The sequence below is a fragment of the Duganella sp. GW822-FHT06D06 genome, from assembly GCF_058799615.1.
This window is the reverse complement of record NZ_JBXALQ010000026.1, coordinates 1-24,188: the sequence shown is the minus strand read 5'-3', so window position 1 is coordinate 24,188 and position 24,188 is coordinate 1. Positions and strand designations below refer to the sequence as shown.

Annotated in this window: 23 protein-coding genes; 10 read left to right on the top strand and 13 right to left on the bottom strand. The window is 65.1% G+C overall.

Annotated features, from left to right (window positions below; translation table 11 throughout):
• Positions 1-97: 97 nt before the first annotated feature.
• The 5 genes from AC1RMD_RS29385 to gatC form a co-directional block, all read right to left on the bottom strand.
• Entirely contained in the window at positions 98-898 is an 801-nt protein-coding gene (locus AC1RMD_RS29385; RefSeq protein WP_492932094.1) for a lysozyme inhibitor LprI family protein, read from the bottom strand.
• Positions 895-1,380, bottom strand: a complete 486-nt coding sequence (locus AC1RMD_RS29380) for a GNAT family N-acetyltransferase (protein WP_492932092.1) — start codon at positions 1,378-1,380, stop codon at positions 895-897. Before AC1RMD_RS29380 ends, AC1RMD_RS29385 begins: the two co-directional genes overlap by 4 nt.
• 158 nt (positions 1,381-1,538) lie before the next feature.
• A complete protein-coding gene (gene gatB, locus AC1RMD_RS29375) occupies positions 1,539-2,999 on the bottom strand; it encodes an Asp-tRNA(Asn)/Glu-tRNA(Gln) amidotransferase subunit GatB (protein ID WP_492932090.1) in 1,461 nt (486 codons plus the stop codon).
• Positions 3,000-3,023: 24 nt separating this feature from the next.
• Positions 3,024-4,496, bottom strand: coding sequence for an Asp-tRNA(Asn)/Glu-tRNA(Gln) amidotransferase subunit GatA (gene gatA, locus AC1RMD_RS29370; RefSeq protein ID WP_492932088.1), 1,473 nt, complete (start codon positions 4,494-4,496; stop codon positions 3,024-3,026).
• Between the two features lie 52 nt (positions 4,497-4,548).
• The gene (gene gatC, locus AC1RMD_RS29365) at positions 4,549-4,851 is read right to left on the bottom strand and encodes an Asp-tRNA(Asn)/Glu-tRNA(Gln) amidotransferase subunit GatC (RefSeq protein ID WP_492932086.1); all 303 of its coding nucleotides are present in this window, start codon (positions 4,849-4,851) and stop codon (positions 4,549-4,551) included.
• A gap of 274 nt (positions 4,852-5,125) precedes the next feature.
• Here gatC and AC1RMD_RS29360 point away from each other — a divergent pair, with 274 nt between their 5' ends.
• From AC1RMD_RS29360 to AC1RMD_RS29320, 9 genes are all read left to right on the top strand, one after another.
• Complete coding sequence (locus tag AC1RMD_RS29360; RefSeq protein ID WP_008445008.1) at positions 5,126-6,169, top strand: rod shape-determining protein; 1,044 nt, start codon at positions 5,126-5,128, stop codon at positions 6,167-6,169.
• Positions 6,170-6,262: 93 nt separating this feature from the next.
• Positions 6,263-7,381, top strand: coding sequence for a rod shape-determining protein MreC (gene mreC / locus AC1RMD_RS29355; protein WP_492932083.1), 1,119 nt, complete (start codon positions 6,263-6,265; stop codon positions 7,379-7,381).
• Positions 7,378-7,890, top strand: a complete 513-nt coding sequence (gene mreD / locus AC1RMD_RS29350) for a rod shape-determining protein MreD (RefSeq protein ID WP_020704839.1) — start codon at positions 7,378-7,380, stop codon at positions 7,888-7,890. The genes mreC and mreD overlap by 4 nt, the downstream gene beginning before the upstream one ends.
• A gap of 28 nt (positions 7,891-7,918) precedes the next feature.
• Complete coding sequence (gene mrdA, locus AC1RMD_RS29345; protein ID WP_492932081.1) at positions 7,919-9,901, top strand: penicillin-binding protein 2; 1,983 nt, start codon at positions 7,919-7,921, stop codon at positions 9,899-9,901.
• Between the two features lie 9 nt (positions 9,902-9,910).
• The gene (gene rodA, locus AC1RMD_RS29340) at positions 9,911-11,023 is read left to right on the top strand and encodes a rod shape-determining protein RodA (protein ID WP_492932079.1); all 1,113 of its coding nucleotides are present in this window, start codon (positions 9,911-9,913) and stop codon (positions 11,021-11,023) included.
• Positions 11,023-12,168: a rod shape-determining protein RodA gene (gene rodA / locus AC1RMD_RS29335; protein ID WP_492932077.1), complete on the top strand. Its 1,146-nt coding sequence runs from the start codon at positions 11,023-11,025 to the stop codon at positions 12,166-12,168. The genes rodA (AC1RMD_RS29340) and rodA (AC1RMD_RS29335) overlap by 1 nt, the downstream gene beginning before the upstream one ends.
• Positions 12,165-14,177: a penicillin-binding protein 2 gene (gene mrdA, locus AC1RMD_RS29330; RefSeq protein WP_492932075.1), complete on the top strand. Its 2,013-nt coding sequence runs from the start codon at positions 12,165-12,167 to the stop codon at positions 14,175-14,177. Before rodA (AC1RMD_RS29335) ends, mrdA (AC1RMD_RS29330) begins: the two co-directional genes overlap by 4 nt.
• Before the next feature lie 10 nt (positions 14,178-14,187).
• Complete coding sequence (locus tag AC1RMD_RS29325; protein WP_492932073.1) at positions 14,188-15,342, top strand: septal ring lytic transglycosylase RlpA family protein; 1,155 nt, start codon at positions 14,188-14,190, stop codon at positions 15,340-15,342.
• Between the two features lie 92 nt (positions 15,343-15,434).
• Positions 15,435-15,758, top strand: coding sequence for a hypothetical protein (locus AC1RMD_RS29320; protein WP_492932071.1), 324 nt, complete (start codon positions 15,435-15,437; stop codon positions 15,756-15,758).
• Positions 15,759-15,783: 25 nt separating this feature from the next.
• On the opposite strand, the gene AC1RMD_RS29315 is transcribed toward AC1RMD_RS29320, so the two are convergent.
• Positions 15,784-16,707 carry a LysR family transcriptional regulator gene (locus AC1RMD_RS29315; RefSeq protein WP_492932069.1) on the bottom strand — a complete coding sequence of 308 codons (924 nt, stop codon included), beginning with the start codon at positions 16,705-16,707 and terminating at the stop codon, positions 15,784-15,786.
• A 110-nt stretch (positions 16,708-16,817) separates the two neighbouring features.
• Between AC1RMD_RS29315 and AC1RMD_RS29310 the strand changes: the two genes are divergently transcribed.
• Complete coding sequence (locus tag AC1RMD_RS29310; RefSeq protein WP_492932067.1) at positions 16,818-17,552, top strand: 3-oxoacyl-ACP reductase family protein; 735 nt, start codon at positions 16,818-16,820, stop codon at positions 17,550-17,552.
• 3 nt (positions 17,553-17,555) lie between these two features.
• On the opposite strand, the gene AC1RMD_RS29305 is transcribed toward AC1RMD_RS29310, so the two are convergent.
• From AC1RMD_RS29305 to argS, 7 genes are read right to left on the bottom strand one after another with little or no spacing between them, the layout of a single operon-like run.
• Positions 17,556-18,239 (bottom strand): SPOR domain-containing protein, encoded by a 684-nt coding sequence (locus tag AC1RMD_RS29305; protein ID WP_492932065.1) that lies wholly within the window; start codon positions 18,237-18,239, stop codon positions 17,556-17,558.
• A gap of 18 nt (positions 18,240-18,257) precedes the next feature.
• Complete coding sequence (locus AC1RMD_RS29300) at positions 18,258-19,025, bottom strand: type III pantothenate kinase (protein ID WP_492932063.1); 768 nt, start codon at positions 19,023-19,025, stop codon at positions 18,258-18,260.
• A complete protein-coding gene (locus AC1RMD_RS29295) occupies positions 19,022-19,840 on the bottom strand; it encodes a biotin--[acetyl-CoA-carboxylase] ligase (protein ID WP_492932061.1) in 819 nt (272 codons plus the stop codon). Before AC1RMD_RS29295 ends, AC1RMD_RS29300 begins: the two co-directional genes overlap by 4 nt.
• On the bottom strand, positions 19,837-20,643 hold the full coding sequence (locus AC1RMD_RS29290; RefSeq protein WP_492932059.1) for an SDR family oxidoreductase: 807 nt from the start codon (positions 20,641-20,643) through the stop codon (positions 19,837-19,839). The genes AC1RMD_RS29295 and AC1RMD_RS29290 overlap by 4 nt, the downstream gene beginning before the upstream one ends.
• Before the next feature lie 2 nt (positions 20,644-20,645).
• A complete protein-coding gene (locus AC1RMD_RS29285) occupies positions 20,646-21,317 on the bottom strand; it encodes a thiol:disulfide interchange protein DsbA/DsbL (protein WP_492932057.1) in 672 nt (223 codons plus the stop codon).
• 25 nt (positions 21,318-21,342) lie between these two features.
• Positions 21,343-22,026, bottom strand: a complete 684-nt coding sequence (locus AC1RMD_RS29280; protein ID WP_492932055.1) for an SPOR domain-containing protein — start codon at positions 22,024-22,026, stop codon at positions 21,343-21,345.
• A 21-nt stretch (positions 22,027-22,047) separates the two neighbouring features.
• A complete protein-coding gene (gene argS, locus AC1RMD_RS29275) occupies positions 22,048-23,757 on the bottom strand; it encodes an arginine--tRNA ligase (RefSeq protein ID WP_492932053.1) in 1,710 nt (569 codons plus the stop codon).
• Positions 23,758-24,188 lie beyond the last annotated feature (431 nt).

Genomic DNA, 24,188 nt, shown 5'->3' with positions numbered 1-24,188 from the left:
TATTGATGGGGTCAAGTCTGACATTCGGACACGAGCTCGGCCATATAGGGGCGTTACTGTAGAGCTCGTGTCCGAATGTCAGACTTGACCCCATTGTTTAATGTGTCGGCACCCAGTTCATCAGCCGGTCGTTCTGGGTTTGGTACTGCTTGCCCAGGCAGGCGCTGATGTCGGCGGCGGTGGCGCAGGTGGCGTCGCGCTCTTTCAGCCATTTGCGCTGGAAGTCGCGTAGCTGGTTGCGGGCGTCGACGGTGTCGTGGCCTTGGCGCAGTTCCTTGACCAGCTTGGCCAGCGCCAGATCCTGCCTGGCCAATGCCGCATCGGCGCAGATGGTTTTTTCAACCTTCGTGGCGGCGGCCTTGCAATCGTAGGACGGACCGTCGGCTGCCGGCTCGAAGCGTGCCGTCGGCTTGAATTGTGCGGCGTCCATGTTGGCGCTGGCGCCGGCGCGGTCGACGAATACTACGCTGACGGGCGCAACGTCGTTTGCGCTCATCCAGTCGATCAGCGCGCGGCGTGCCGCCGCTGGAATCTGTTGTGCGGACAGGCTGTTGGAGCCGAGGCGTAGTTCGCCGTCGATGATATTCGCGCCCAGGCCTTGGCCGGTCTGGGTGTCAATCCAGAAGAAGCCCTTGAACGGGCAGGCGTGCGCCTCGCAGGCCGATACGCTGACGTAGCGTTTATCCACCACAAACACCGGGTCCGGCGGGCCGCCCAGTCCCGTCAACACTTCCCTGGAAAATTTTCCGGGAAGGCGAGTCTCGATCAGCGCTTTGGCGCGCTTGTCCCAGATGAAGGCGTTGCTCGACTTGCCCTCGTAGCTCAACGGCCAGTCGATCGTGGCGGCGTGGGCCAGCATGGACAGCGTCAGTGCCAGCAGGGCAATCAGGTTTTTCATTGGGCTTCCGTAAACAGACGCTTGAGTTTGCGGCCGCCGGTGATTTCGAAGCCGTGACGCTCATAGAACGCCAGGCTGCGGTCGAATTCAGGCAGCGGCGGCGTGCACACTTCCAGACGGTTCCAGCGCCGCTTGCGCGCCAGTTCGGAGGCGGCGTTCAGCAGCAGGCCGCCGACGCCGTTGGCGCGGAACGGCGGGGCGACGAAGAATTCCTGCATGGTCGCCAGCGCGCCCTCCGCGTACAGCGCGCGGCCTTCGGAGATGCCGACGAAGCCGATCGTTTCGCCTTCCGCGATCGCGATCAGCGCAAGGTATTTTTCTTCGCGCAGCAGCAAGTGGCACAAGCTGGCGGTTTTTTGCGGATCCAGGTTGAAGGTCTTCACGCCCAGGCGCTGGGAGATTTCTTCGGTCAGCGCCACGGCCATCGCGGCGATGGCGGGTGCGTCTTCAGGAACCGCCAGGCGTATTCTCGTATCGGTCATTGAATTTGTCTTCAGTCGTAGGGTTGAACAGGATAGCAGTTTACGATCCGTGAATACTCGCGCATTCTCACGGATGGGGGATGGAGATAAAAAAACCGTCTGCGCCGAACGCGATCTTGAGCGCGTTCAGGCAGACGGTTTTTGAAGGAATACAGCGCTTAACCGGCCAGCTTGGCCTTCAACAGCTCGGTCAGTTGCGCCGGGTTGGCTTTGCCGCGCGAGGCTTTCATCGCCTGGCCGATCAGCGAGTTGATCGCCGCTTCCTTGCCGGCACGGTACTGTTCCACCGATTTTTCGTTGGCGGCGATGACCTCGTTGACGATCGCTTCCAGCGCGCCGGTGTCGGAGATCTGCTTCAGGCCCTTGGTGTCGATCAGCACGTCCACCAGGTTGTCGTCGGCCGACTTGGCCGCCCACATGTCGCTGAACAGTTCTTTCGCGGTCTTGTTGTTGATGGTGCCGTCGGCGATACGCTTGAGCATCAGCGCCAGTTGCGCCGGCGAGACCGGTGCGTCGGCGATATCCACGCCTTCGCGGTTCAAGGTCGACGCGACGTCGCCCATCAGCCAGTTGGCGGCGGCCTTGGCGTTTTCCTTGCCGGCCTTGTCCACCACGGCGACGAAGTAGGTCGCCATCGCTTTCGACGCGGTCAGCACCAGCGAGTCATATTCCGGCAGCGCGTATTCGTTGACGAAGCGCTCGCGCATGGCGGCCGGCAGCTCCGGCATCGAAGCTTTCACCTGGGCGATCCACTCGTCGGAGATGACCAGCGGCGGCAGGTCAGGGTCCGGGAAGTAGCGGTAATCCTGCGCGTCTTCCTTGCTGCGCATTTCGCGCGTCTCTTTGCGGTCCGGATCGTACAGGCGGGTGGCTTGCACCACCTTGCCGCCGTCTTCGATCAACTCGATCTGGCGGCGCACTTCAACGTGTACGGCTTCTTCGATGAAACGGAACGAGTTCAGGTTCTTGATCTCGCAGCGGGTGCCGAGTTTCTCGTCGCCTTTACGACGCACCGAGACGTTGACGTCGCAGCGGAACGAGCCTTCCTGCATGTTGCCGTCGCAGACGCCGAGCCACATCACCAGCGAGTGCAGGGCCTTGGCGTAGGCCACGGCTTCGGCGGCGCTGCGGATTTCCGGCTCGGAGACGATTTCCAGCAGCGGCGTGCCGGCGCGGTTCAAGTCGATGCCGCTCATGCCGGCGTAGTCTTCGTGCAGCGATTTGCCGGCGTCTTCTTCCAGGTGGGCGCGCGTCAGGTTGACGGTCTTGGTGACGAATTCGCCATCCTTCTCGTAGCCGAAGGTCAGCGAGCCGCCGATGACCACCGGGTCTTCGAACTGGCTGATCTGGTAGCCCTTCGGCAGGTCGGGATAGAAGTAGTTCTTGCGGGCGAAGATGGACGCCGGCGCGATCTTCGCGCCAACCGCCAGTCCGAAGCGAATCGCGCGGTCCACCGCCTGCTTGTTCATCACCGGCAGCACGCCAGGCAGCGCCAGGTCCACCGGGCTGGCCTGGGTGTTGGGCTCGGCGCCGAACTTGATCGGCGATCCGCTGAAAATTTTAGATTCGGTCGTGAGCTGCACGTGGTTCTCAAGACCGATGACGACTTCCCATTCCATATTGTTCTCGCTGTATTTGGTGTATTAGATGCCGGCAGGTGCGCGGGTGTGCCAGTCGGTCGCCAGCTGGTACTGGTGGGCGACGTTGAGCAGTTTCGCTTCGCCGAAATGCTTGCCGATGATCTGCAATCCCACCGGGCGGTTCTTGGCGCCGAAGCCGACCGGGATCGACATGCCTGGCAAGCCGGCCAGGCTGGTGGACAGCGTGTAGATGTCGGCCAGGTAGGCGGCCACCGGGTCGTCGGACTTGTCGCCCAGGTCCCAGGCCACGGTCGGCGCGACCGGTCCCATGATGACGTCGCAGACGGCGTTCGGGCCGTTCAGCACCGCTTCGAAATCCTGCGCGATCAGGCGGCGGATCTTTTGCGCCTTCAGGTAGTAGGCGTCGTAGTAGCCGTGGCACAGCACATAGGTGCCGACCATGATGCGGCGCTTGACTTCGGCGCCAAAGCCTTCGGCGCGGGTCTTGCGGTACATCTCGGACAGGTCCTTGTACTCCGACGTGCGGTGACCGTAGCGCACGCCGTCGAAGCGCGACAGGTTGGACGAGGCTTCGGCCGGCGCGATCATGTAGTAGGCCGGGATCGACAGCGCGGTGTTCGGCAGCGAAATATCCACCAAAGTCGCGCCCAGGGTCACGTATTGCGCCAGCGCGGCGCGCACGGCGTCCTCCACGTCCTTGGCCAGGCCTTCGCCGAAGTATTCCTTCGGCACGCCGATGCGCAGGCCCGCCAGCGGCTGGCCCAGTTCGCGGGTGTAGTCTTCGTCGATGCCGCCCATCTCAGGCGTCAGCGAGGTCGAATCGCGTTCGTCGAAGCCGGCCATGGCGTTGAGCAGCAGCGCGCAGTCTTCGGCGGTTTGCGCCATCGGGCCGCCCTGGTCCAGCGACGAGGCGAAGGCGATCATGCCGAAGCGCGATACGCGGCCGTAGGTCGGCTTGATGCCGGTGATGCCGCAGAACGCGGCCGGCTGGCGGATCGAGCCGCCGGTGTCGGTGCCGGTGACGGCCGGCGCCAGGCGCGCGGCCACGGCGGCGGCGGAACCGCCCGAGGAGCCGCCAGGCACGGCGGTTTTGTCCCACGGGTTTTTCACCGGACCGAAGGCCGAGTTTTCATTGGCCGAACCCATCGCGAATTCGTCGCAATTGAGCTTGCCCAGCGTGACCATGCCGGCCGCGCGGAACTTCTCCACCACGGTGGCGTCGAACGGGCTGACGTAGTTGGCCAGCATTTTCGAGCCGGCGGTCGAGCGCCAGTCGCGGGTGACGAAGATGTCCTTGTGGGCGATCGGCACGCCGGTCAGCGGGGTGGCGGTGCCGGCGGCGATGCGGGCGTCGGCTTCGGCCGCCTGCGCCAGCGTCAGCGCGCGGTCCACGTGCAGGAAGGCGTTCAGGTCGCTCTTTTCGATACGGTCGAGGAAGTGCGTCGCCAGCTCGGTGGCGGTGATGGCTTTGCTTTGCAGCAGCGCGGACAGCTCTTTAATGGTTTTGGTGTGCATGGCGTTTCAATTCAGATTCGGTGATCGGGAAGGGGGCGGGACACAACGGTCCTTACTCGATCACCTTCGGCACCAGGTACAGCCCGTCCTGGGTCTTGGGCGCGACGGCCTGGTAGTCTTCGCGGCGATTGGCCTCGGTGGCCACGTCTTCGCGCAGGCGCAGGGCGATGTTGTTCATGTGCGCCGCCAGCGGGTGGCTCAGCGGGGCGACGCCGTCGGTGTCGACCGCCTGCATCTGTTCGGCCAGCGCAAAAATGCCGTTCAACTGGTCCAGCGCGGTGGCGCTCTGCTGCTCGCTCATCTCAAGTTGTGCCAGTTTGGCAATGCGTGTTACGTCGGATAGGGTCAGGGACATGGCGAATGGCGCGGATGGGCCGCGCAAGGTTTAATTGTTATATTGATAAAAAACTGGAAATACTGCCTTTTCGCTGGCAAAAGCAAAGGATTACCGCTTAACTCGCGGACTCAACCGATACACTTTTGGCGGGATTTTCGGCAAATCGCATTCAAATTATAAGGTAGAATGGCGGGTTGATGCGTTGCCGGCGCTGAATCATTGCAGCCGCCGCGTCACCACAGGATTTCTTTCTAACGGCTTACGCGCACATCAGTCGCGCCACAGGACACACATGTTTGGTTTTTTACGCAGGTATATTTCCACCGATCTGGCCATCGACTTGGGCACGGCCAACACTCTGATCTACGTTCGCGGCCAGGGCATCGTCCTGGACGAACCGTCGGTCGTCGCGATCCGCCAGGAAGGCGGCCCTAACGGCAAGAAGACGATCCAGGCAGTTGGTAAAGAAGCAAAGCAGATGCTGGGCAAGGTCCCAGGCAACATCGAGGCGATCCGCCCGATGAAAGACGGCGTGATCGCCGACTTCACCGTCACCGAACAGATGCTGAAACAGTTCATCCGCATGGTGCACGACTCCAAATTCTTCCGTCCTTCGCCGCGCATCATCATTTGCGTGCCGTGCGGTTCGACCCAGGTTGAGCGCCGCGCGATCCGCGAATCGGCGCTGGGCGCCGGCGCTTCGCAAGTGTACCTGATCGAAGAGCCGATGGCGGCGGCGATCGGCGCCGGCCTGCCGGTGTCGGACGCCACCGGTTCGATGGTGGTCGACATCGGCGGCGGCACCACCGAGGTGGGCATCATCTCGCTGGGCGGCATGGTCTACAAAGGTTCGGTGCGCGTGGGAGGCGACAAGTTCGACGAAGCCATCGTCAACTACATCCGCCGCAACTACGGCATGCTGATCGGCGAACAGACCGCGGAAGCGATCAAGAAGGCCATCGGTTCGGCCTTCCCGGGTTCGGAAGTGAAGGAAATGGAAGTCAAGGGCCGCAACCTGTCCGAAGGCATTCCGCGCTCGTTCACGATTTCGTCCAACGAGATCCTGGAAGCGCTGACCGACCCGCTGAACAACATCGTCTCGGCCGTGAAGAACGCGCTGGAACAAACGCCGCCGGAACTGGGCGCCGACATCGCGGAAAAAGGCATGATGCTGACCGGCGGCGGCGCGCTGCTGCGCGACCTCGATCGCCTGCTGATGGAAGAAACCGGGCTGCCGGTGCTGGTGGCGGAAGATCCGCTGACCTGCGTGGTGCGCGGCTCGGGCATGGCGCTCGAGCGGATGGACCAGCTGGGCTCGATCTTCTCCTACGAGTGATCTGACAAAGACGGGGCCGCGAAACAGCGGCCCCGATGCATTGGGATGAGTTGACAGTCTCGTTGGCGCGCGAGCGCCGGATTATTGGAAGTCATGGAATACAGTCCTCCGCCACTTTTCAAGCAAGGCGCCTCCGCCCGCGTCAAGATGACGGTATTCGCGTGCATATCGATCGCACTGCTGCTGATCGATTCACGCATGCACAGCTTGACCACGGTGCGCAAAGGGGCGGCCACCGTGCTGTATCCGCTGCAAATGGCGGCCTTGCTGCCGCGCGACGCCATCTACGGCGTCGGCGATTATTTCTCCACCTTGTCGTCGCTGGAAAAGCAGGTGCGCGAGCTCAAACGCCAGCAGATCGCCGGCGCGCTGGTGCTGCAGCAGGCCCAGCTCCAAACCGCTGAGAACGGCCAGCTGCGCCGCCTGATGGACGCCCGCCAGCACCTGCCGGTGAAGTCGATGCTGGCCGAGATCCTGTACGACGCGCGCGACGTCAACAGCCGCAAGGTGATCCTCGACCGCGGCACCCAGCAAGGCGTGGCGCTCGGCCTGCCGGTGATCGACAACCAGGGCGTGGTCGGCCAGGTCACGCGCGTGTTCCCGTTTACCTCCGAAGTGACGCTGCTGACCGACAAGGAGCAGGCCATCCCCGTGCAGCTGCTGCGCAACGGCTTGCGCAGCGTGGCGTATGGCCGCGGCAAGTCCGGCGCGCTGGAGCTGCGCTTCACGGCGCCCAACGCGGACATCCAGGTGGGCGACATCGTCGTCACCTCGGGCCTGGACGGGGTCTACCCGGCCGGCCTGGCGGTGGCCCGCGTGAGCCAGGTGGAAAACAGCGCGGCCGGTTCCTTCGGCGGCGTGGTGTGCCAGCCGCTGGCCGGCATCGCCAACAATACGCAGCTGCTGATTTTGATGTCGACGCCGGAGATGCCTCCGCGCCCGCCGGAGGAAGAGCTGCGCGCGCTCAAGAAGCACAACAACAAGATGGCGCCGATCAAGGAGGCGCCGAAAGAGGGCGTCGACCCGGCACCCGCCGCCGCGCCTGCGCCTGCGCCGGCCGGCCCGCCCGGCCTGATGCCGGTGATGCCGCCGCCCGCGCCCAAGCCGGCGCCGGCCGCCGCCACGCCGGCCACCGCACCAACCGCGACACCGGCCGCCGCGGCCGCCCAGCCTGTGCCTGCAGCCACCACACCGAAGGAACCGGCACGATGAACCGTCCCCACTATATCCTGCTGCCGGTCAGCCCGCTGTTCATCGCCTTCAGCCTGTTCTGCGCGTTTCTACTGAACCTGCTCCCCTGGGGGAACTTCGTCGGCGTGCCCGATTTCGTGGCGCTGGTGCTGGTGTTCTGGGGCGTGCACCAGCCGCGCAAGGTCGGCATCGGCACCGCCTTCTTCCTCGGCCTGCTGATGGACGTGCATGACTCCACGCTGCTGGGCGAGAATGCGCTGGCCTACACGCTGCTGTCCTACTTCGCGATCATGCTGCACCGGCGGGTGCTGTGGTTCCCGCTGCTGACGCAGGCCATGCACGTGTTCCCGCTGCTGCTGATGGCGCAGTCGGTGCAGCTGGTGGTGCGCTTCTTCGTGTCCGGCAAATTCCCCGGCTGGTTCTACTTTGTCGAAAGCGTGATCGCCGTGGCCCTGTGGCCGCTGGCGACCTGGTTGCTGCTGGCGCCGCAGCGCCGCGCGGTCGACCGCGACCACACCCGGCCGATCTGACGCCCCGGCCGGGCAGTGACTGAACACCATGACTGAACTCAAGGACAACCAACGCGAGCTGCACCAGTTCCGCCTGCGCCTGACGGTGCTGGGCGTGCTGGTGTTCTTCTGTTTCGCCTCGCTGCTGGCGCGCTTCATCTGGCTGCAGGTCTACAAGCACAGCGACTACGTCGCCCAGGCCGAAGAGAACCGCATCGCCATCGTCCCGATCGAGCCCAATCGGGGCCTGATTTTGGACCGCAACGGCGTGGTCCTGGCGCGCAACTACTCTGCCTTCACGCTGGAGATCACGCCGTCCAAGCTGGTCATGACGCTGGATGAAACCATCGACGAGCTGTCCAAGCTGATCACGGTGGAGACCAAGGACCGCAAGCGCTTCAAGAAGCTGCTGGAGGAGTCCAAGGGCTTCGCGAGCGTGCCGCTGCGCACCCGCCTGTCCGACGAGGAAGTGGCGCGCTTTTCGGCGCAGCGCTTCCGCTTCCCCGGCGTGGAAGTGCAGGCGCGCCTGTTCCGCCAGTATCCGCTGGGCGAGATCGCCTCGCATGTGATCGGCTACATCGGCCGCATCAACACCACCGAGGCCAGGGCCATCGCCGACACCGAGGACGCCGCCAACTACAACGGCACCGACCATATCGGCAAGGAAGGCCTGGAGAAAAGCTACGAGAAGCAGCTGCACGGCATCACCGGCTACGAGGAAGTGGAAAAATCGGCCGGCGGCCGCGCCATCCGCACCTTGTCGCGCACGCCGGCCACGCCGGGCAGCAACCTGATACTGTCGATCGACATCGAGCTGCAAAAAGTGGTGGAGGAAGCCTTCGGCGAATGGCGCGGCGCGCTGGTGGCGATCGAACCGGAGACCGGCGACATCCTGGCCTATGTGTCGCGGCCCGGCTACGATCCCAACCTGTTCGTCGACGGCATCGATACGCAAAGCTGGAACGAACTCAATACCTCGCTGGACCGGCCGATGGTGAACCGTCCGTTGTCGGGCACCTATCCGCCGGGTTCCACCTTCAAGCCGTTCATGGCGCTGGCCGCGCTGGAGCTGGGCAAGCGCACGCCGAGCCAGACCATTTTCGATCCGGGCTCGTTCACGCTGGGCGGCCACAAGTTCCGCGACGATAAACCGGGCGGCCACGGCACGGTCGACATGTACAAGTCCATCGTCGAATCCTGCGACACCTACTACTACATCCTCGGCAACGAGTTGGGCATCGACGCCATCAGCGATTTCATGAAACCGTTCGGTTTCGGCCAGCTGACCGGCATCGACCTGGAACACGAGAAGCAGGGCGTGCTGCCGTCCAAGGAATGGAAGCGCAACCGCTTCAAGAAGAATCTGGCGGCGCAGAAGTGGGTCGGCGGCGACACCATCTCCATCGCCATCGGCAACGGCTTCAACACCTACACGCCGTTGCAGATGGCGCACGCGGTATCGAACCTGGCCAACAACGGCGTCGTCATGAAGCCGCACCTGGTGAAGATCATCGAAGACAGCGTCACGCGCGCGCGCAAGCTGACGGTGCCCAAGGAAAGCTACCGCATCGCGCTCAAGCAGGAGCATATCGATATCGTCAAGAACGCCATGGTGGGCGTGACCACCGGCGGCACGGCGGCGCGCGCGTTCGCCGGCGCCGGCTACACCTCGGGCGGCAAGACCGGCACCGCGCAGCTGGTGGCGATCAAGAAGAACGAGAAGTACAACGCCAACCTGATCGCCGAGCGCCTGCGCGACAACGCGCTCTACACCGCCTTCGCCCCGGCCGACAAGCCGCGCATCGCCATCGCGGTGGTGGTGGAGAACGGCGGCTTCGGCGCCAGCGTGGCCGCGCCCATCGTGCGCAAGGCGCTGGACTACTACCTGCTGGGCAAGCGCCCGCACGAAAAGGAAACCACCCGCGTGCCGAAGGAAGACGCCGAGCTGCGCTCCGTGCAGGACGTCCAGGCCGAGCAGGGCGTCAGCGACGAGAAGAAGCCGGGCGCTGAAACCCCCGGCAACAAGGAATAAAGGATACGCATGCGCATCAACGAAAGGCGTTCCCTGTGGCGCCGCCTTCGCCCGTACTTCATCGTTTTCGACCTGCCGCTGATGTTGATCATCTGCGCGCTGCTGTCGGTCGGCCTGGTCACGCTGTATTCGGCCGGCATCGGCATTCCCGGCAAGGTCGAAGACCAGCTGCGTAACATCTTCCTGGCCTTCGTCGTGATGTGGTTCGTCGCCAATGTCTCGCCGCAGATGATGATGCGGATCGCCGTGCCGGCGTATGTGGTCGCGGTGGCGCTGCTGGTCGGCGTGGCGCTGTTCGGCACCATCAAGCTGGGCGCGCGGCGCTGGCTGCACGTGGGCATCGACATCCAGCCCTCCGAATTCATGAAGATCGCCATGCCGCTGATGCTGGCGTGGTTCTTCCAGCAGCGCGCCGGCCATCTGCGCTGGCAGGACTACGGCATCGCCGCCGTGCTGCTGGCGATTCCGGTGGGCCTGATCGTCAAGCAGCCGGACCTGGGCACCGCCCTGCTGGTGGTGGCCGCCGGCTTCTGCGTGATCTTCCTGGCCGGCCTGGCATGGAGGGCGCTGATCGCGCTGGGCGTGGCCGGCGCCGCCAGCCTGCCGGTGGTCTGGTCGGTGCTGCACGACTACCAGCGCGAACGCGTGATGACGCTGATCGATCCCACCTCCGACCCGCTGGGCAAGGGCTTCCACATCATCCAGTCCACCATCGCGGTGGGGTCGGGCGGCATGACCGGCAAGGGCTGGACCCACGGCACCCAGGCCCACCTGGAGTTCATCCCCGAACGCACCACCGACTTTATCTTCGCCGTGTTTTCCGAGGAGTTCGGCCTGACCGGCAACCTGGTGCTGATGTTCCTGTACCTGCTGCTGATCGGCCGCGGCCTGATGATCGCCGGGAACGCGCCCAACTTCTTCACGCGCCTGCTGGCCGGCGCCATCACGATGATTTACTTCACCTACGCCTTCGTCAACATGGGCATGGTCAGCGGCATCCTGCCGGTGGTCGGCGTGCCGCTGCCGTTCATGAGCTACGGCGGCACCGCCCTGCTGACGCTGGGCCTGGGCGCGGGCATCCTGATGAGCATCCAGCGCCACCGCAAACTGGTGCAGACCTGATGCGCATGCATGACGGGCGTACGCTGTGGCAGCGCGTACGGCCTTATTTCACCGTGTTCGACGCGCAGTTGGCCATCATCATGCTGATGCTGCTGTCGGTGGGGCTGGTCACGCTGTATTCGGCCGGCATCGCGATTCCCGGCAAGGTGGCCGACCAGTTGCGCAATATTTTCCTGGCCTTCCTGGTGATGTGGATGGCGGCCAATACGCCGCCGCAGATGATGATGCGCATCGCCGTGCCGGCCTATGCGCTGGGCGTGGCGCTGCTGGTGGCGGTGGCGCTGGTGGGCACCATCAAGGGCGGCTCGCGCCGCTGGCTGACCTTGGGCGTGCAGTTGCAGCCGTCCGAATTCATGAAGATCGCCATGCCGCTGATGATGGCCTGGTTCTTCCAGCGGCAGCAGGGGCAACTGCGCTGGCATTCCTACCTGATCGCGGCGCTGCTGCTGGCGATACCGGTCGGCCTGATCGCGCGCCAGCCCGACCTGGGCACGGCGCTGCTGGTGGTGGCCGCCGGCGCCTGCGTGATCTTCCTCGGCGGCCTGTCGTGGAAGGCGATAGCGGCGCTGGGCGCGACCGCTTGCGCCGGCCTGCCGGTGCTGTGGTCCGTGATGCACGACTACCAGCGCGACCGCGTGCTGACCTTGATCGATCCATATCACGACCCGTTGGGCAAAGGCTTCCACATCATCCAGTCGATGATCGCCATCGGCTCGGGCGGCATGGCCGGCAAGGGCTGGACCCACGGCACCCAGGCCCACCTGGAATTCATCCCCGAGCGCACCACCGACTTTATCTTCGCCGTGTTCTCCGAGGAGTTCGGCCTGGCCGGCAACCTGGTGCTGCTGGCGCTGTACCTGCTGCTGATCGTGCGCGGCCTGAATATCGCGGTCAACGCTTCCACCTTCTTTACGCGCCTGCTGGCAGGTTCCATCACCATGATTTACTTCACTTACGCCTTCGTCAACATGGGCATGGTCAGCGGCATCGTGCCGGTGGTCGGCGTGCCGTTGCCGTTCATGAGCTACGGCGGCACCGCCTTGCTGACGCTGGGCCTGGGCGCCGGCATCCTGATGAGCATCCAGCACCACAGCCGCGGCGTGCGCGGCGGCGCCTCCACCCGTGCCTGGGGAGCGGCGGCATGATGGAGATTAAGGACACGGAGCGCGAGCTCCAGCAGTTCCGCAGCCGCGTCACGGTGCTGGGGGCGTTGGTGTTCATCTGTTTCGGCCTGCTGCTGGCGCGCTTCATCTGGCTGCAAGTGGTCAAGTACAAGGACTTCGCCGTCAAGGCGGAAGAGAACCGCATCGCCATCGTGCCGATCGTGCCCAATCGCGGCCTGATCTTGGACCGCAACGGCGTGGTCCTGGCGCGCAACTACTCTGCCTTCACGCTGGAGATCACGCCGTCCAAGCTGGTCATGACGATGGATGAAACCATCGACGAGCTGTCCAAATTGATCGAGATCGAGGTCAAGGACCGCAAGCGCTTCAAGAAGCTGCTGGAGGAATCCCGCGGCTTCGAGAGCGTGCCGCTGCGCACCCGCCTGTCCGACGAGGAGGTGGCGCGCTTTTCGGCGCAGCGCTTCCGCTTCCCCGGCGTGGAGGTGCAGGCGCGCCTGTTCCGCCAGTATCCGCTGGGCGAGACGGCGTCGCACGTGATCGGCTTCATCGGCCGCGTCAGCCGCGCCGAGGCCAAGGCCATCGAAGACACCGACGATGCCGCCAACTACAAGGGCACCGACCATCTCGGCAAGGAAGGCCTGGAGAAAAGCTACGAGAAGCAGCTGCACGGCGCCACCGGCTACGAGGAAGTGGAAGTGTCGGCCGGCGGCCGCGCCATCCGCACCTTGTCGCGCACGCCGGCGGTGGCGGGCAGCAACCTGATCCTGTCGATCGACATCGAGCTGCAAAAAGTGGTGGAGGAAGCCTTCGGCGAGCGGCGCGGCGCGCTGGTGGCGATCGAACCGTCGACCGGCGACATCCTGGCCTATGTGTCGCGGCCCGGCTACGATCCCAACCTGTTCGTCGACGGCATCGACACGCAAAGCTGGAACGAGCTCAATACCTCGCTCGACCGGCCGATGGTGAACCGTCCGCTGTCCGGCACCTACGCGCCGGGTTCCACCTTCAAGCCCTTCATGGCGCTGGCCGCGCTGGAGCTGGGCAAGCGCACGCCCAGCCAGACGACCTACGATCCGGGTTTCTACTACCTCGGCGGCCACAAATTCAACGACGACGTGGTGGGCGGCCACGGCTCGGTGGACATGCACAAGTCGATCGTCGTCTCCTGCAATACCTACTACTACGCGCTGGGCCACGACATGGGCATCGACGCCATCAGCGGGTTCATGAAGCCGTTCGGCTTCGGCCAGCTGACCGGCATCGACCTGGAAAACGAAAAGACCGGCGTGCTGCCGTCACAGGAATGGAAGCGCAAGCGTTTCAAGGGTGCGGCGGGCAAGTGGGTGGGGGGTGATACCATCTCGGTTAGCAATGGTTCGGGCTACAACGCCTACACCCCTTTGCAGATCGCGCACGCGGTGGCCAACCTGGCCAACAACGGCGTGGTGATGAAGCCGCACCTGGTCAAGATCGTCGAGGACAGCAAGACGCGCGCCCGCACGCTGACCGTGCCCAAGGAGAGTTATCGGATTCCGCTCAAGCAGGAGAATATCGACTTTATCAAGGATGCGATGGTCGGCGTGACCACCCAGGCCGGCGGCACCGGCGTACGCGCCTTCGCCGGCGCCGGCTACACGGTGGGCGGCAAGACCGGCACCGCGCAGGTGATCACCATCCGCTCGGGCGAGAAGTACAACGCCGCGCGCCTGGCCGAACGCCTGCGCGACAACGCGCTGTTTACGGCCTTTGCGCCGGCCGACAAGCCGCGCATCGTGCTGGCGCTGGTGGTGGAAAACGCCGGCAAGGGCGGCGCCGAAGCCGCGCCTATCGCCCGCAAGGCGCTGGACTACTACCTGCTGGGCAAACGCCCGGCCGGGAAGGACACCACCAAGGTGCCGAAGGAAGATGCCGAAACGGTGCTGCCGGTCGAAGGGCAGACGCTGGAAGAACAAGCCGCAGCGGCCGAATTCGAGCGGCGCGCGCCGACGCAGCCAGTGCCGCCGGTGCCGCCGGTGCCGAAGAAACCGTAAGGAAGAAGTGATGGGGATGAACCGTAGCCGTATTTTGAATGTCTGCACCGGGCTGGCCTTGCTGGCGCTGGTCGGCTGCGGCACTGCGCCGACAGTGACCGATACCAGCACCACGCCCAAGGCGCCCCGTACCTCCGGCCCGGTCATCAAGGCGCCGTCCAGCGGCAAGCCGGATACCAGCCTGCCGGTGCTGCCGCCGGCGAATTCGGGACGCGGCGGCTACTACCAGGACGACGGTCCCGGCGACGCGCCGCCATCCAACCTGGCCAACGTGCCGGACGCCGATGTGCGCAACGATCCGCTGCTGCCGTACTCCAACCGTCCCTACGTCGTCTTCGGCAAGACCTACACGCCGATCAGCGGCAACCAGCCGTTCACGCAGATCGGCGTCGGCAGCTGGTACGGCAAGAAGTTCCACGGCCAGCGCACCTCGTCCGGCGAGATCTACGACATGTACAAGATGACGGCCGCGCATCCGACGCTGCCGATTCCATCCTACGCGCGCCTGACCAACCTGGTGAGCGGCGCGGTGGTCATCGTGCGCATCAACGACCGTGGGCCGTTCCATGCCAACCGCGCCATCGACGTGTCGTACACGGCGGCGCTGAAACTGGGCCTGCTGGGCAAGGGCAGCCATGAACTCCAGATCGAACGCATCCTGCCCGATGAGGTGGACCGCATGCTGGCCACGCGCGCCGGCGTGTCGGGCACGGTGGCGCCGCGCTTGCAGTCGCAGTCTTCGCCGCGGAAGGCGTCCACCGGCGGCCTGGGCAACAACAACGGCGGCGGTCCGCTGTTGCTGATGCCATCGACGACGCTGAGCGAGCCGCTGGTGCTGGCGCCGAAGGCCATGCCGGCCGCGCCATCGTCCGAAGCGGAAGCCCTGATGCTGACCGACCGCGCGCCGGCCAACAGCGAAGCGCTGGCGGCCAGCACCGCCAGGGGCGGCTTCTACCTGCAACTGGGCGCCTACTCGCGCGCCGAGAATGCGGAGGTGGTGCGCAACAAGCTGTCCGGCAAGGGCCTGAATGGATTGGAAGTGGTGCAGGGCGGCGCCGTGCACCGATTGTTCACCGGCCCGTTCGCCACCCGCCAGGAAGCGCTCCAGGCGGCGCAAGGCCTGCCTTCATCATTGAACCTCAAGCCCATGGTCGTCCAGCGCTGACGTCCGACCGGCGCGGCCTATCCATGCGCTACATCAATGGGGGACATGGGTTCGCTGACTAAACTGGATTTCCACTATCAATGGAGGAAATCATGGAAATCCAGGACGATACCGATGTACTGCGCAAGCTGTTCGCAGAGATGAATCCCGACTCGGGCGAAGTGGAGTCTATCCACCGGGCCGAGTTGGATCCGGATGCGGCGCTGACGCTGATGGCCAATCCCAAGGCGGCGCTCAAGGCGATGAATATTCCGGTCAGCGCCGAATCGCGCGTGGACCTGACGATGAAAAACCGCGCCGACCGCGCCACGACGGAGCTGGGGTTGGCGTCGGCGGCCCGGCTGCGACGCATCATCGTCATCGTCATCCACTACCGCAACTGCGACGCCGACATCATCATCATCGCCACGCGCTGAGTGCCGCGCCCATCGTCGTCCAGCGCTAATCCGCCGACAGTAGTTGCGCCAGCCGCTCGGTGCGGAAGCGCTCGACGACAAATTCCACGAAGGCCCGCGTCTTTGCCGGCAGCAGTTTCTGCGCCGGATAGTAGATCGATACGGAGCCGCCATCCACATGCCAACCGGGCAGCACGCGCACCAGCGTGCCCGCTTCCAGGTGCGCCAGCGTTTCCGAGTAGTTGATCAAGGCGATGCCCAGGCCCAGTGCCGCGGCGTCGCAGGCGGCGCCGGGATCGCTCATCGTCATGCGCACGCGCAGCGTGACGGGCGCCTGCTGCTTGCCGCGATTGACCAGCGCCCACGGGCGTATCCGGCCCGTTTGCGGCGAGCGGATCAGGATGCCGTCGTGTTGATGCAGGTCGGCGGGCGACTTCGGCGCGGGATGTTCGGCCAGGTATGACGGCGACGCCACCAGCACCCGGTTCGCGGGCGCCAGCTTGCGCGCCACCACGCCGGGCGACAAGTCGATGCCGCCGCCCAGCGCGGCGTCGAAACTCTGCGCGATCAGGTCCACCGGACGGTTGTCGAACGCCCAGTCGGGCGCGATGGCGGGATAGCGCTGCAAAAAATCGCCCAGCATCGGCACGATGTACTTGCGGCCGAAATTGGTCGGCATGCTGACCCGCAGCGTGCCGGCGGGCTGGCCGCCGGCGCTGGACAGGTTGGCGACCGCGTTCTGTATCGTCGACAGGCTGCCGCCCACTTCATCGAGGAACTGCCGCCCGGCCTCCGTCAGCGACAGGCTGCGCGTGCTGCGCTGGAACAGGCGCACGCCCAGCCGCGCCTCCAGCCGGGCGATGTTCTTGCCGACGGCGGCCGGCGTCAGGCCGAGCCGGCGCGCCGCTTCCGAGAAGCTGCCCGCTTCGGCGCTGCGCACGAAGCATTCGATGCTGGTCATGGTTTCCATGGTTTTCATTTTAAACCAATTGGATCAACTGCTTAGAGCGATTACCGTCTAGTCGCGACATAATCATCGGCGGATACTACAGGCTCCAAATCACCAACCAGGAGCTACACATGAGCAACGGTAAAATCGCATTGGTACAAGGCGGCTCGCGCGGCATCGGCGCGGCCATCGCAAAACGGCTGGCGCGCGACGGCGCCACCGTCGTGCTGACCTATTCCAGCTCGGCCGACAAGGCCGCGCAAGTGGTGGCGGAGATTGAAGCCGCCGGCGGCAAGGCGCAAGCCGTCAAGGCCGACAGCGCCGACGCCTCCGCATTGAAAGCGGCCATCCGCAACGCGGCCGAAGCCCACGGCCGTATCGACATCCTGGTCAACAACGCCGGCGTGTTGGCGATCGCGCCGCTGGAGGAATTCACGCTGGAGGATTTCGACCGCACGCTGGCCGTCAACGTGCGCAGTGTGTTCGTGGCGACGCAGGAGGCGGCGCGCCACATGGGACAGGGCGGGCGTGTGATCACCATCGGCAGCACCAACGCCGACCGCATGCCGTTCGCCGGCGGCGCGGCCTACGCGATGAGCAAAGCGGCGCTGGTCGGCCTGACCAAGGGCATGGCGCGCGACCTCGGCCCGCGCGGCATCACGGTCAACAACGTGCAGCCAGGTCCGGTCGATACCGATATGAACCCGGACGGCAGCGATTTCGCCGGCGCCCTGAAAGCCATGATGGCCTTGCCGCGCTACGGGACGGTGGAGGAAATCGCCAGCTTCGTCGCCTATCTGGCGGGACCGGAAGCGGGCTACATCACCGGCGCCAGCCTGACGATCGACGGCGGCTTCGGCGCCTGACGCTTACCTGCAGGCGTGGCTTTCCGCGTTCGGGTAGCCGGCGCGGAATTGTTCCAGCTTGGTCTTGAGCTCCGGGTCCACATCGCGGAACTGGAAGGCCAGCAGCTTGCTGCCGCTCATGCGCGGGGCCACGCGCGCGCTGCGCACGCCTTGCTTCATCACGATCGCCAGCTGGTTCTGCGCCGCGCTTTCGGTCTTGAACACGCCCAGCGAAATCCCCCAGCGCAGCGGCGAGTTGTCGTTCATGATGAAGTAGTTGGTCACGCCCAGCGCGCGCAGTTCGCCGGCTTTCTTGTCGGCGCCCTCCTTGCTGCCCTGCGACGGCATATAAACGATATAGCTCGATACCTCGGTGCCCGGCAGGTTGTGGCGCGACTGGCGGTCGCCCAGGTTCAGCGGCGCCAGCTGGGTTTCGAAGCGGCGCGCTTCGGCCAGCACGAAGCTGCCGATTTCCACGCAGGCCAGCAGTTCCGGCGCCGGCTTGGCGCTGGCGGCGGCGCTGGCCGTCGCGGCCGATGCGTCGTTGGCCTTCTCGGGAGAGATGATGGCCAGTTTGCTGGCGTTGAGTTGATTGAGCAGGCGCTCCGGTTCGCGCTCGTTGCCGCTGAAATGGCCGAGATACCCTTTGCCGTACGCGAACAGCGCGGCATTGATGGCGACCAGCGACCAGAAAATAAACTTCAGCACGTAGCTTCCCTTGCAACCTTAGTCGGCGCTGCCGGCGGCAGCATGCAAACCGATTAACACGATATTGTCGACGATACGGTACGGCACCTTCAGCATCGGCGCGATATACGGCGCCGCGCCGCCGGAGATGATGCACTCGCTGGCGCCGTGGCGCGCGTACGCGTGCTCGATGGCGCCGCTCTGCGCGGCCAGGCAGCCGCTCAGGATGGCGTCGTCGGTATTGTCGGCGAATCCGTCCGGCAGCTTACCGTCTTGCGCAATTTGCGGCAACTGCGCCGTGTTGCGCGCCAGCGAACTGGCCATCAGGCCCAGTCCCGGCAGGATCATCCCGCCCAGGAACATGCCGTCGGCCGTGATGGCGTCGATGGTGGTGGCGGTGCCGCAGTTGGCGACGATGACTTCGCGCCCGGCCGCCAGCGCGTGGCCGGCGATGGCGGCGGCGAAGCGGTCGCAGCCCAGCTGCGCCGGATTGCGGTAGCCGTTGCTCACGCCGGCCAATGCCGGCACAGAGGCGAACCATTCGATCGCCTGCTGCGGCAGGATCATCGCCGGGAAGGTCCGCTGCAACACGTATTCCAGCTGCACCCGCAGCGCGCCGCCGGCCACGTTGGCGATCAGGATGCGGTCGACGCCGCGGTCTGCCACCGCCTCGCTCAGGTGCAGCTCCAGCTGTTGCAGGTCGGCGTGCATGACGGCGCCGTGGGCGATCCATGCGCCCAGTTCCGTGCCCGGTTCGGCCAATGCCCATTTGACGCGGGTGTTGCCGGCGTCGATCAGTAGAATCATGTTAGTCCGATCAAAGAAGCGATAGTTGACGACAGGCGCAGCGAAACGTCGCCGGACAGCACTTCGGCGCGGCCCTGTTCCGTGTCGAGCATCAGGCGGCCGATGGCGTCGACGCCGGCGGCGCGGCCTTGTTGCAGCACCTTGCCCTGGTCGAGGATGACGACTTCCCGGCCCTGCCACGCGTGCAGCAGGTTCCAGCGCTCGGCGAAGGGGGCGAAGCCGGTGTCGTCGAATTCGGCCAGCACGGCGGCCAGGCGGCTGAGCAGCGCGGCCATCAGCTGGTTGCGGTCCATCTTGGCCAGCCATGGTGCGGCGGCCACTTCGCGGCCGATCTGCGCTTCCAGCTGGTCCGGCATGAGCAGGTTGATGCCGACGCCGATCACGGCCCAGATGGCGCCATCGCCGTCCTTGCGGGCGGCCTGGGTTTCGACCAGGATGCCGGCCAGTTTTTTACCGTCGCGCAGCAGGTCGTTGGGCCACTTGATCTGCACCGGCACGCCGAGCGAGGCGATGGTCTCGGCCAGCGCGACGCCGACCGCCATCGGCAGGCCGGACATGCTGTGCAGCGGGCCCTTGAAGCGCCAGGCCAGCGAGAACATCAGCGCGGCGCCGGGCGCGGACAGCCAGCTGCGGCCGGCGCGGCCGCGACCCGCCGTCTGGTTGCCGGCGATGCGCAGCACCGGGCCTTCGAGCGTGTCGATGCGGGCCAGCAGGTCGGCGTTGGTGGAGCCGGTTTCTGCCACGGTTTCTATCGCCACGTGCGCGGCGCTGGTGGCGCAGTGGCGCTGGATGGCGTCCGCAGCGAGAGTGATCATGGCGCGGCCTTGCGTGGTTTGTGCGGCGCCTTGGCAAAGGCCAGGTCGTAGAGTGGATTGGGCAGCATGCGCAGCACCTTGGCGACGATGCCCATCTGCCACGGGATCACCTTGTAGCTGCTGCCGGCGGCGATGGTGCGCGCGGCCTTGGCGGCGAAGGTGGCGGGCGCCATCAGGAACGGCATCGGGTAGGGATTCACCTGCGTCATCGGCGTGTCGATGTAGCCGGGGCAGAGGGTGACGACGCGGATGCCGTAGGGCTTCATCTCCAGCCGCAGCGATTCGCAGTAGCTGATCACGGCCGCCTTGGAGGCGCTGTACGCCTCGGCGCCGGGCAGGCCGCGGATGCCGGCCACGCTGCCGATGCCGACCAGCCGCGCCGGTCGCGCTTGCGTTGCCTGCTGCGCTTTCATCACCGGGATGAACGGCGCGAAGGTGGCGGCGGTGGCCACCACGTTGGTGGCGATGACGGCTTCGAATACCGGGATGTCCTCGGCGAACTCGGTCAGCGTGCCGACCGAGATGCCGGCGTTGGCGATCACCACGTCGATGCCGCCGGCGTGCGCCATGAAGGCTTGCGCGGCGGCGGCGATGGCGGCATGGTCGCGCACATCGACCGCGTAGGCGCGGTGGCGTTCGGGGTTGGGGAGGGTGGCGATCAGCTGGTCCAGCAGTTCGCTGCGGCGGGCCAGCAGGCCCAGTGTGGCGCCTTGCGCCGCGTATTCGGCGGCGAGGGCCGCACCCAGGCCGCTTGAGGCGCCGGTGATGAAGACCCGCTCCGGCCCGGCGCCCTGTTTGCTCATCTTTATTTCTTTTCCGCTTTCGCCTTGGCGACCAGGATGTCCATCACTTGCGTGACGCCAGCGTGCAGTTCGGCTTCGGTGGTGGCGGCCTTGGTGCCTTCGTTGGACATGGTCGGCGAGGTGATGAACTTGCCGTCGATGGCGATCATCGGCCACGAATCGACGCCGTAGGCATCCATCATCGAAGTCGCGCGACGCACGCTGCCGGCGACGCCCAGGCCGCGATAGACCTCGATGAACTTCTGGCGGTCCACGCCCTGCTTGGCGGCGAAGTCGAACGCCATTTCATCGCGGTTCATGCGGTTGCGGTTGACGTGCATCTCGGTGAAGATCTTGGTCTGCATGGCGTCGTTCAGCAGGCCCATGGCGCCGAGCGTGAAGAACAGCTTCTGCTGCGGCAGGTCGGTGCCGCTGCGCGAGATGTGCATGCGCTTGAAGACGATGGCGTCGCCCTGTTTCTTGACCCAGGCCGTCAGCGACGGATCGAAAGCGAAGCAATGCGGGCAGGCGTAGTCGAAGAACTCGATGACTTCGACCTTCTTTCCGCTATCGACGGCTTGCGGCGTCGGCAGCGTCTTGTATTCGACGCCGTTCTTCGGATCGGCCGGGGAGGCCGACGACAGGGCTGCAACGCTCAACATCAATGCACCGACTACGAATTTCATGAATCGCATCTGAATACTCCTGGCTTGTTTTTGCTTATTTCTGATTCCGCACGACGGCGACGTCGATGCCGTTTTCGGACAGCTTGCTACGAACTCTGTTCATCGTTTCGACCTGGTTGAACGGGCCGAGGCGCACGCGGTGCAACACGCCGGTGTCGGTGGCGCGGTCGGACAGGTTGGCCTCGAAGCCCAACAAGGCCAGCTTGGCGCGGGCGTTTTCGGCGTCGGCGACTTCGCGGAAGGCGCCGGCTTGCAGGTAGTAGATGAATTTGTCGTCGCCATTGTCGGCGGCGGCCGGCTTGGCAGGCGTCGGTGCGACGTTGGCGGCGGCAGGGACGGCTGGCGCCGCGGCCTTGGGCTTTTCAACCGGCGCCGGCGCTGGCGCTGGCGCGGCCTGGATCTTGTCGACCACCGCTTGCAGCGGATCGGCCGGAGGCGGCGCCTTCGGCGGTTCCTTGGCGAAGTCCTTGGCCGCTTCGCGCACCGCTTCCTTGTTGCCGTACATAGGCTTGTTCGGATCGGCGGCTTGTCCCGCGGTCGGTTCCGCAACCTTGCTGGTACGCCCCTTGTCGGTGAACGGCGTCGAGCCCTTGTTGATCACCAGGGCGACGACGACGGCAATCGCCAGGCCGATGACCAGGCCGATGACGATGCCGATGATGGTGTTGCCGTGCTGGCGCGAACGTGGAGTGGAGCGAGGGCTGGTGCGGAAATTCATTGTGCGGGATGTCCTTCGCAATTACATTTTGTTGGGAGCGGAGACGCCGATCAGCGCCAGGCCGTTGCGCAGCACCTGGCGGGTGGCCACCATCAGCGCGATACGGGCCGCCTTCAGCGCCTCGTCGTCCACCAGCACGCGTTCGGCGAAGTAGAAGCTGTGCAGGTTGGCGGCCAGGTCGCGCAGGTAGAACGCGATCTGGTGCGGGCCCAGCTCCGCTTGCGCGCGCGCCAGCGTTTCCGGGTAGGCGGCCAGGGTGGCGAGCAGCGTCGCTTCGGTCGGCGCGGTCAGCGGCGACAGGTCGACGTTGGCCAGGTCGGCTTGGTTGCCGGTCCACTGTTCCAGCATGCGGCAGATGCGCGCGTGGGCGTACTGCACGTAATACACCGGATTCTCGTCCGAGGTTTTCAGCGCGACGTCGACATCGAATACGAATTCGGTGTCGGCCTTGCGCGAGATGAGGAAGAAGCGCACCGCGTCGCGGCCTTTTTCGATGTCGCCGCCGCCCGACCATTCGATCAGGTCGCGCACGGTCACGTAGGAGCCGGCGCGCTTGGAGATCTTGACCTCTTCGCCGCCCTTCATCACGGTGACCATCTTGTGCAGCACGTAGTCCGGGAAGCCTTGCGGCACGCCGACGTTGACCGCCTGCAGGCCGGCGCGCACGCGGGCGATGGTGCCGTGGTGGTCGGAACCCTGGACGTTGATCGCCTGGGTAAAGCCGCGCTGGAACTTGACGATGTGGTAGGCCACGTCCGGCACGAAGTAGGTGTAGGTGCCGTCCTTCTTGCGCATCACGCGGTTCTTGTCGTCGCCGTAGTCTTCGGTGCGCAGCCACAGCGCGCCTTCTTCCTCGTAGGTCTTGCCGGACTTGTTGAGCATGTCGACCGCGGCGTCGACCTTGCCGTCGGCGTACAGCGACGATTCGAGGTAGTAGTTGTCGAACTTGACGCCGAAGGCCTGCAGGTCGATGTCCTGCTCGTTGCGCAGGTAGGTCACGGCGAAGTGGCGGATCGATTCGATGTCTTCGATATCGCCCGAGGCGGTGGCCGGCGTGCCGTCCGAGGCCGAGACGGTTTTCTTGAGCAGGAAGTCGGCGGCGATGTCGGCGATGTAGTCGCCGTTGTAGGCCGATTCGGGCCACTCGGCGTCGCCCGGCTTGTGGCCGCGCAGGCGCGCCTGCACCGAGTTGGCCAGGGTCTGGATCTGCACGCCGGCGTCGTTGTAGTAGAACTCGCGGGTGACCGCGTAGCCCTGGGAGCCGAACAGCGAGGACAGCGCGTCGCCCAGCGCCGCCTGGCGGCCGTGGCCCACGTGCAGCGGGCCGGTCGGGTTGGCGGAGACGAATTCGATGATGACTTTCTTGCCGGCGCCGGCGGTGGCGCTGCCGAACGAGGCGCCCTGCGCCAGCACGGCCTTGACCACGGCCTGCTTGGCGGCGTCGCTCACGCGCAGGTTGATGAAGCCCGGGCCGGCGATGTCCGCCGCTTCGACCAGGCCCTTGCCGGCCGGATTGGCCAGCAGCGCGTCGACCACTTTGGTGGCCAGCTCACGCGGGTTCATTTTCAGCTGCTTGGCCAGTTGCATGGCGATGTTGCAAGCCACGTCACCGTGCGACGGGTCGCGCGGTCGCTCCAGCACAACGTTGGCGGAAACGTCGGTTCCGGCCAGGATAGGTGCGAGGGCGGCCTGGAACAGGGCGGTGATATCTTGTTTTTGTTGGGCGAGCATGAGCAAAATGGCGGCTGAACCGCGTGGTTGAATACATCCGAAAGCGAAAACGGCCGGCACTCTGGCACCGGCCAAACAGCGGTAATTATACTGGTTTGCCGCAGCGGGGTCACCGCTGCCGGACGGCGGGGCCTGGAAGCGCAGTCTAGCCCGATTGTTGACGCAAAACAGATGGGAAGTGTTGAAAAAGTAAAATCATTGATGTTGTACGCAACCGGTTGGAATGGACGCCGCCATGTTTCGACGATTCAGATCGAATCTTTCGCATGAGAACCGGAAATCCTATGCGGAATCGGTGATCGGTCTGGTCGGTCACCTGCTTGGTACTGGCGTGATTTTCGTATCCTTCTTTCTGGGGGGTGTACTGGATTCTGTGTAAACGGGTTTTCGTTTAAGTCTGCGGCACCCGGTCTTCAAACTGGATGGCGAAC

Bases quoted from the DNA above. Each gene is read 5' to 3' on its own strand.
- gatA (WP_492932088.1), bottom strand. From the start codon at position 4,496: ATGCACACCAAAACCATTAAAGAGCTGTCCGCGCTGCTGCAAAGCAAA.
- AC1RMD_RS29315 (WP_492932069.1), bottom strand. From the start codon at position 16,707: ATGGAAACCATGACCAGCATCGAATGCTTCGTGCGCAGCGCCGAAGCG.
- AC1RMD_RS29285 (WP_492932057.1), bottom strand. From the start codon at position 21,317: ATGCGATTCATGAAATTCGTAGTCGGTGCATTGATGTTGAGCGTTGCA.
- AC1RMD_RS29380 (WP_492932092.1), bottom strand. From the start codon at position 1,380: ATGACCGATACGAGAATACGCCTGGCGGTTCCTGAAGACGCACCCGCC.
- rodA (WP_492932079.1), top strand. From the start codon at position 9,911: ATGCGCATCAACGAAAGGCGTTCCCTGTGGCGCCGCCTTCGCCCGTAC.
- AC1RMD_RS29325 (WP_492932073.1), top strand. From the start codon at position 14,188: ATGGGGATGAACCGTAGCCGTATTTTGAATGTCTGCACCGGGCTGGCC.
- gatC (WP_492932086.1), bottom strand. From the start codon at position 4,851: ATGTCCCTGACCCTATCCGACGTAACACGCATTGCCAAACTGGCACAA.
- AC1RMD_RS29300 (WP_492932063.1), bottom strand. From the start codon at position 19,025: ATGATTCTACTGATCGACGCCGGCAACACCCGCGTCAAATGGGCATTG.
- AC1RMD_RS29280 (WP_492932055.1), bottom strand. From the start codon at position 22,026: ATGAATTTCCGCACCAGCCCTCGCTCCACTCCACGTTCGCGCCAGCAC.
- mreC (WP_492932083.1), top strand. From the start codon at position 6,263: ATGGAATACAGTCCTCCGCCACTTTTCAAGCAAGGCGCCTCCGCCCGC.
- AC1RMD_RS29385 (WP_492932094.1), bottom strand. From the start codon at position 898: ATGAAAAACCTGATTGCCCTGCTGGCACTGACGCTGTCCATGCTGGCC.
- gatB (WP_492932090.1), bottom strand. From the start codon at position 2,999: ATGGAATGGGAAGTCGTCATCGGTCTTGAGAACCACGTGCAGCTCACG.
- AC1RMD_RS29295 (WP_492932061.1), bottom strand. From the start codon at position 19,840: ATGATCACTCTCGCTGCGGACGCCATCCAGCGCCACTGCGCCACCAGC.
- argS (WP_492932053.1), bottom strand. From the start codon at position 23,757: ATGCTCGCCCAACAAAAACAAGATATCACCGCCCTGTTCCAGGCCGCC.
- mrdA (WP_492932075.1), top strand. From the start codon at position 12,165: ATGATGGAGATTAAGGACACGGAGCGCGAGCTCCAGCAGTTCCGCAGC.
- mreD (WP_020704839.1), top strand. From the start codon at position 7,378: ATGAACCGTCCCCACTATATCCTGCTGCCGGTCAGCCCGCTGTTCATC.
- AC1RMD_RS29360 (WP_008445008.1), top strand. From the start codon at position 5,126: ATGTTTGGTTTTTTACGCAGGTATATTTCCACCGATCTGGCCATCGAC.
- AC1RMD_RS29290 (WP_492932059.1), bottom strand. From the start codon at position 20,643: ATGAGCAAACAGGGCGCCGGGCCGGAGCGGGTCTTCATCACCGGCGCC.
- AC1RMD_RS29320 (WP_492932071.1), top strand. From the start codon at position 15,435: ATGGAAATCCAGGACGATACCGATGTACTGCGCAAGCTGTTCGCAGAG.
- AC1RMD_RS29310 (WP_492932067.1), top strand. From the start codon at position 16,818: ATGAGCAACGGTAAAATCGCATTGGTACAAGGCGGCTCGCGCGGCATC.
- mrdA (WP_492932081.1), top strand. From the start codon at position 7,919: ATGACTGAACTCAAGGACAACCAACGCGAGCTGCACCAGTTCCGCCTG.
- rodA (WP_492932077.1), top strand. From the start codon at position 11,023: ATGCGCATGCATGACGGGCGTACGCTGTGGCAGCGCGTACGGCCTTAT.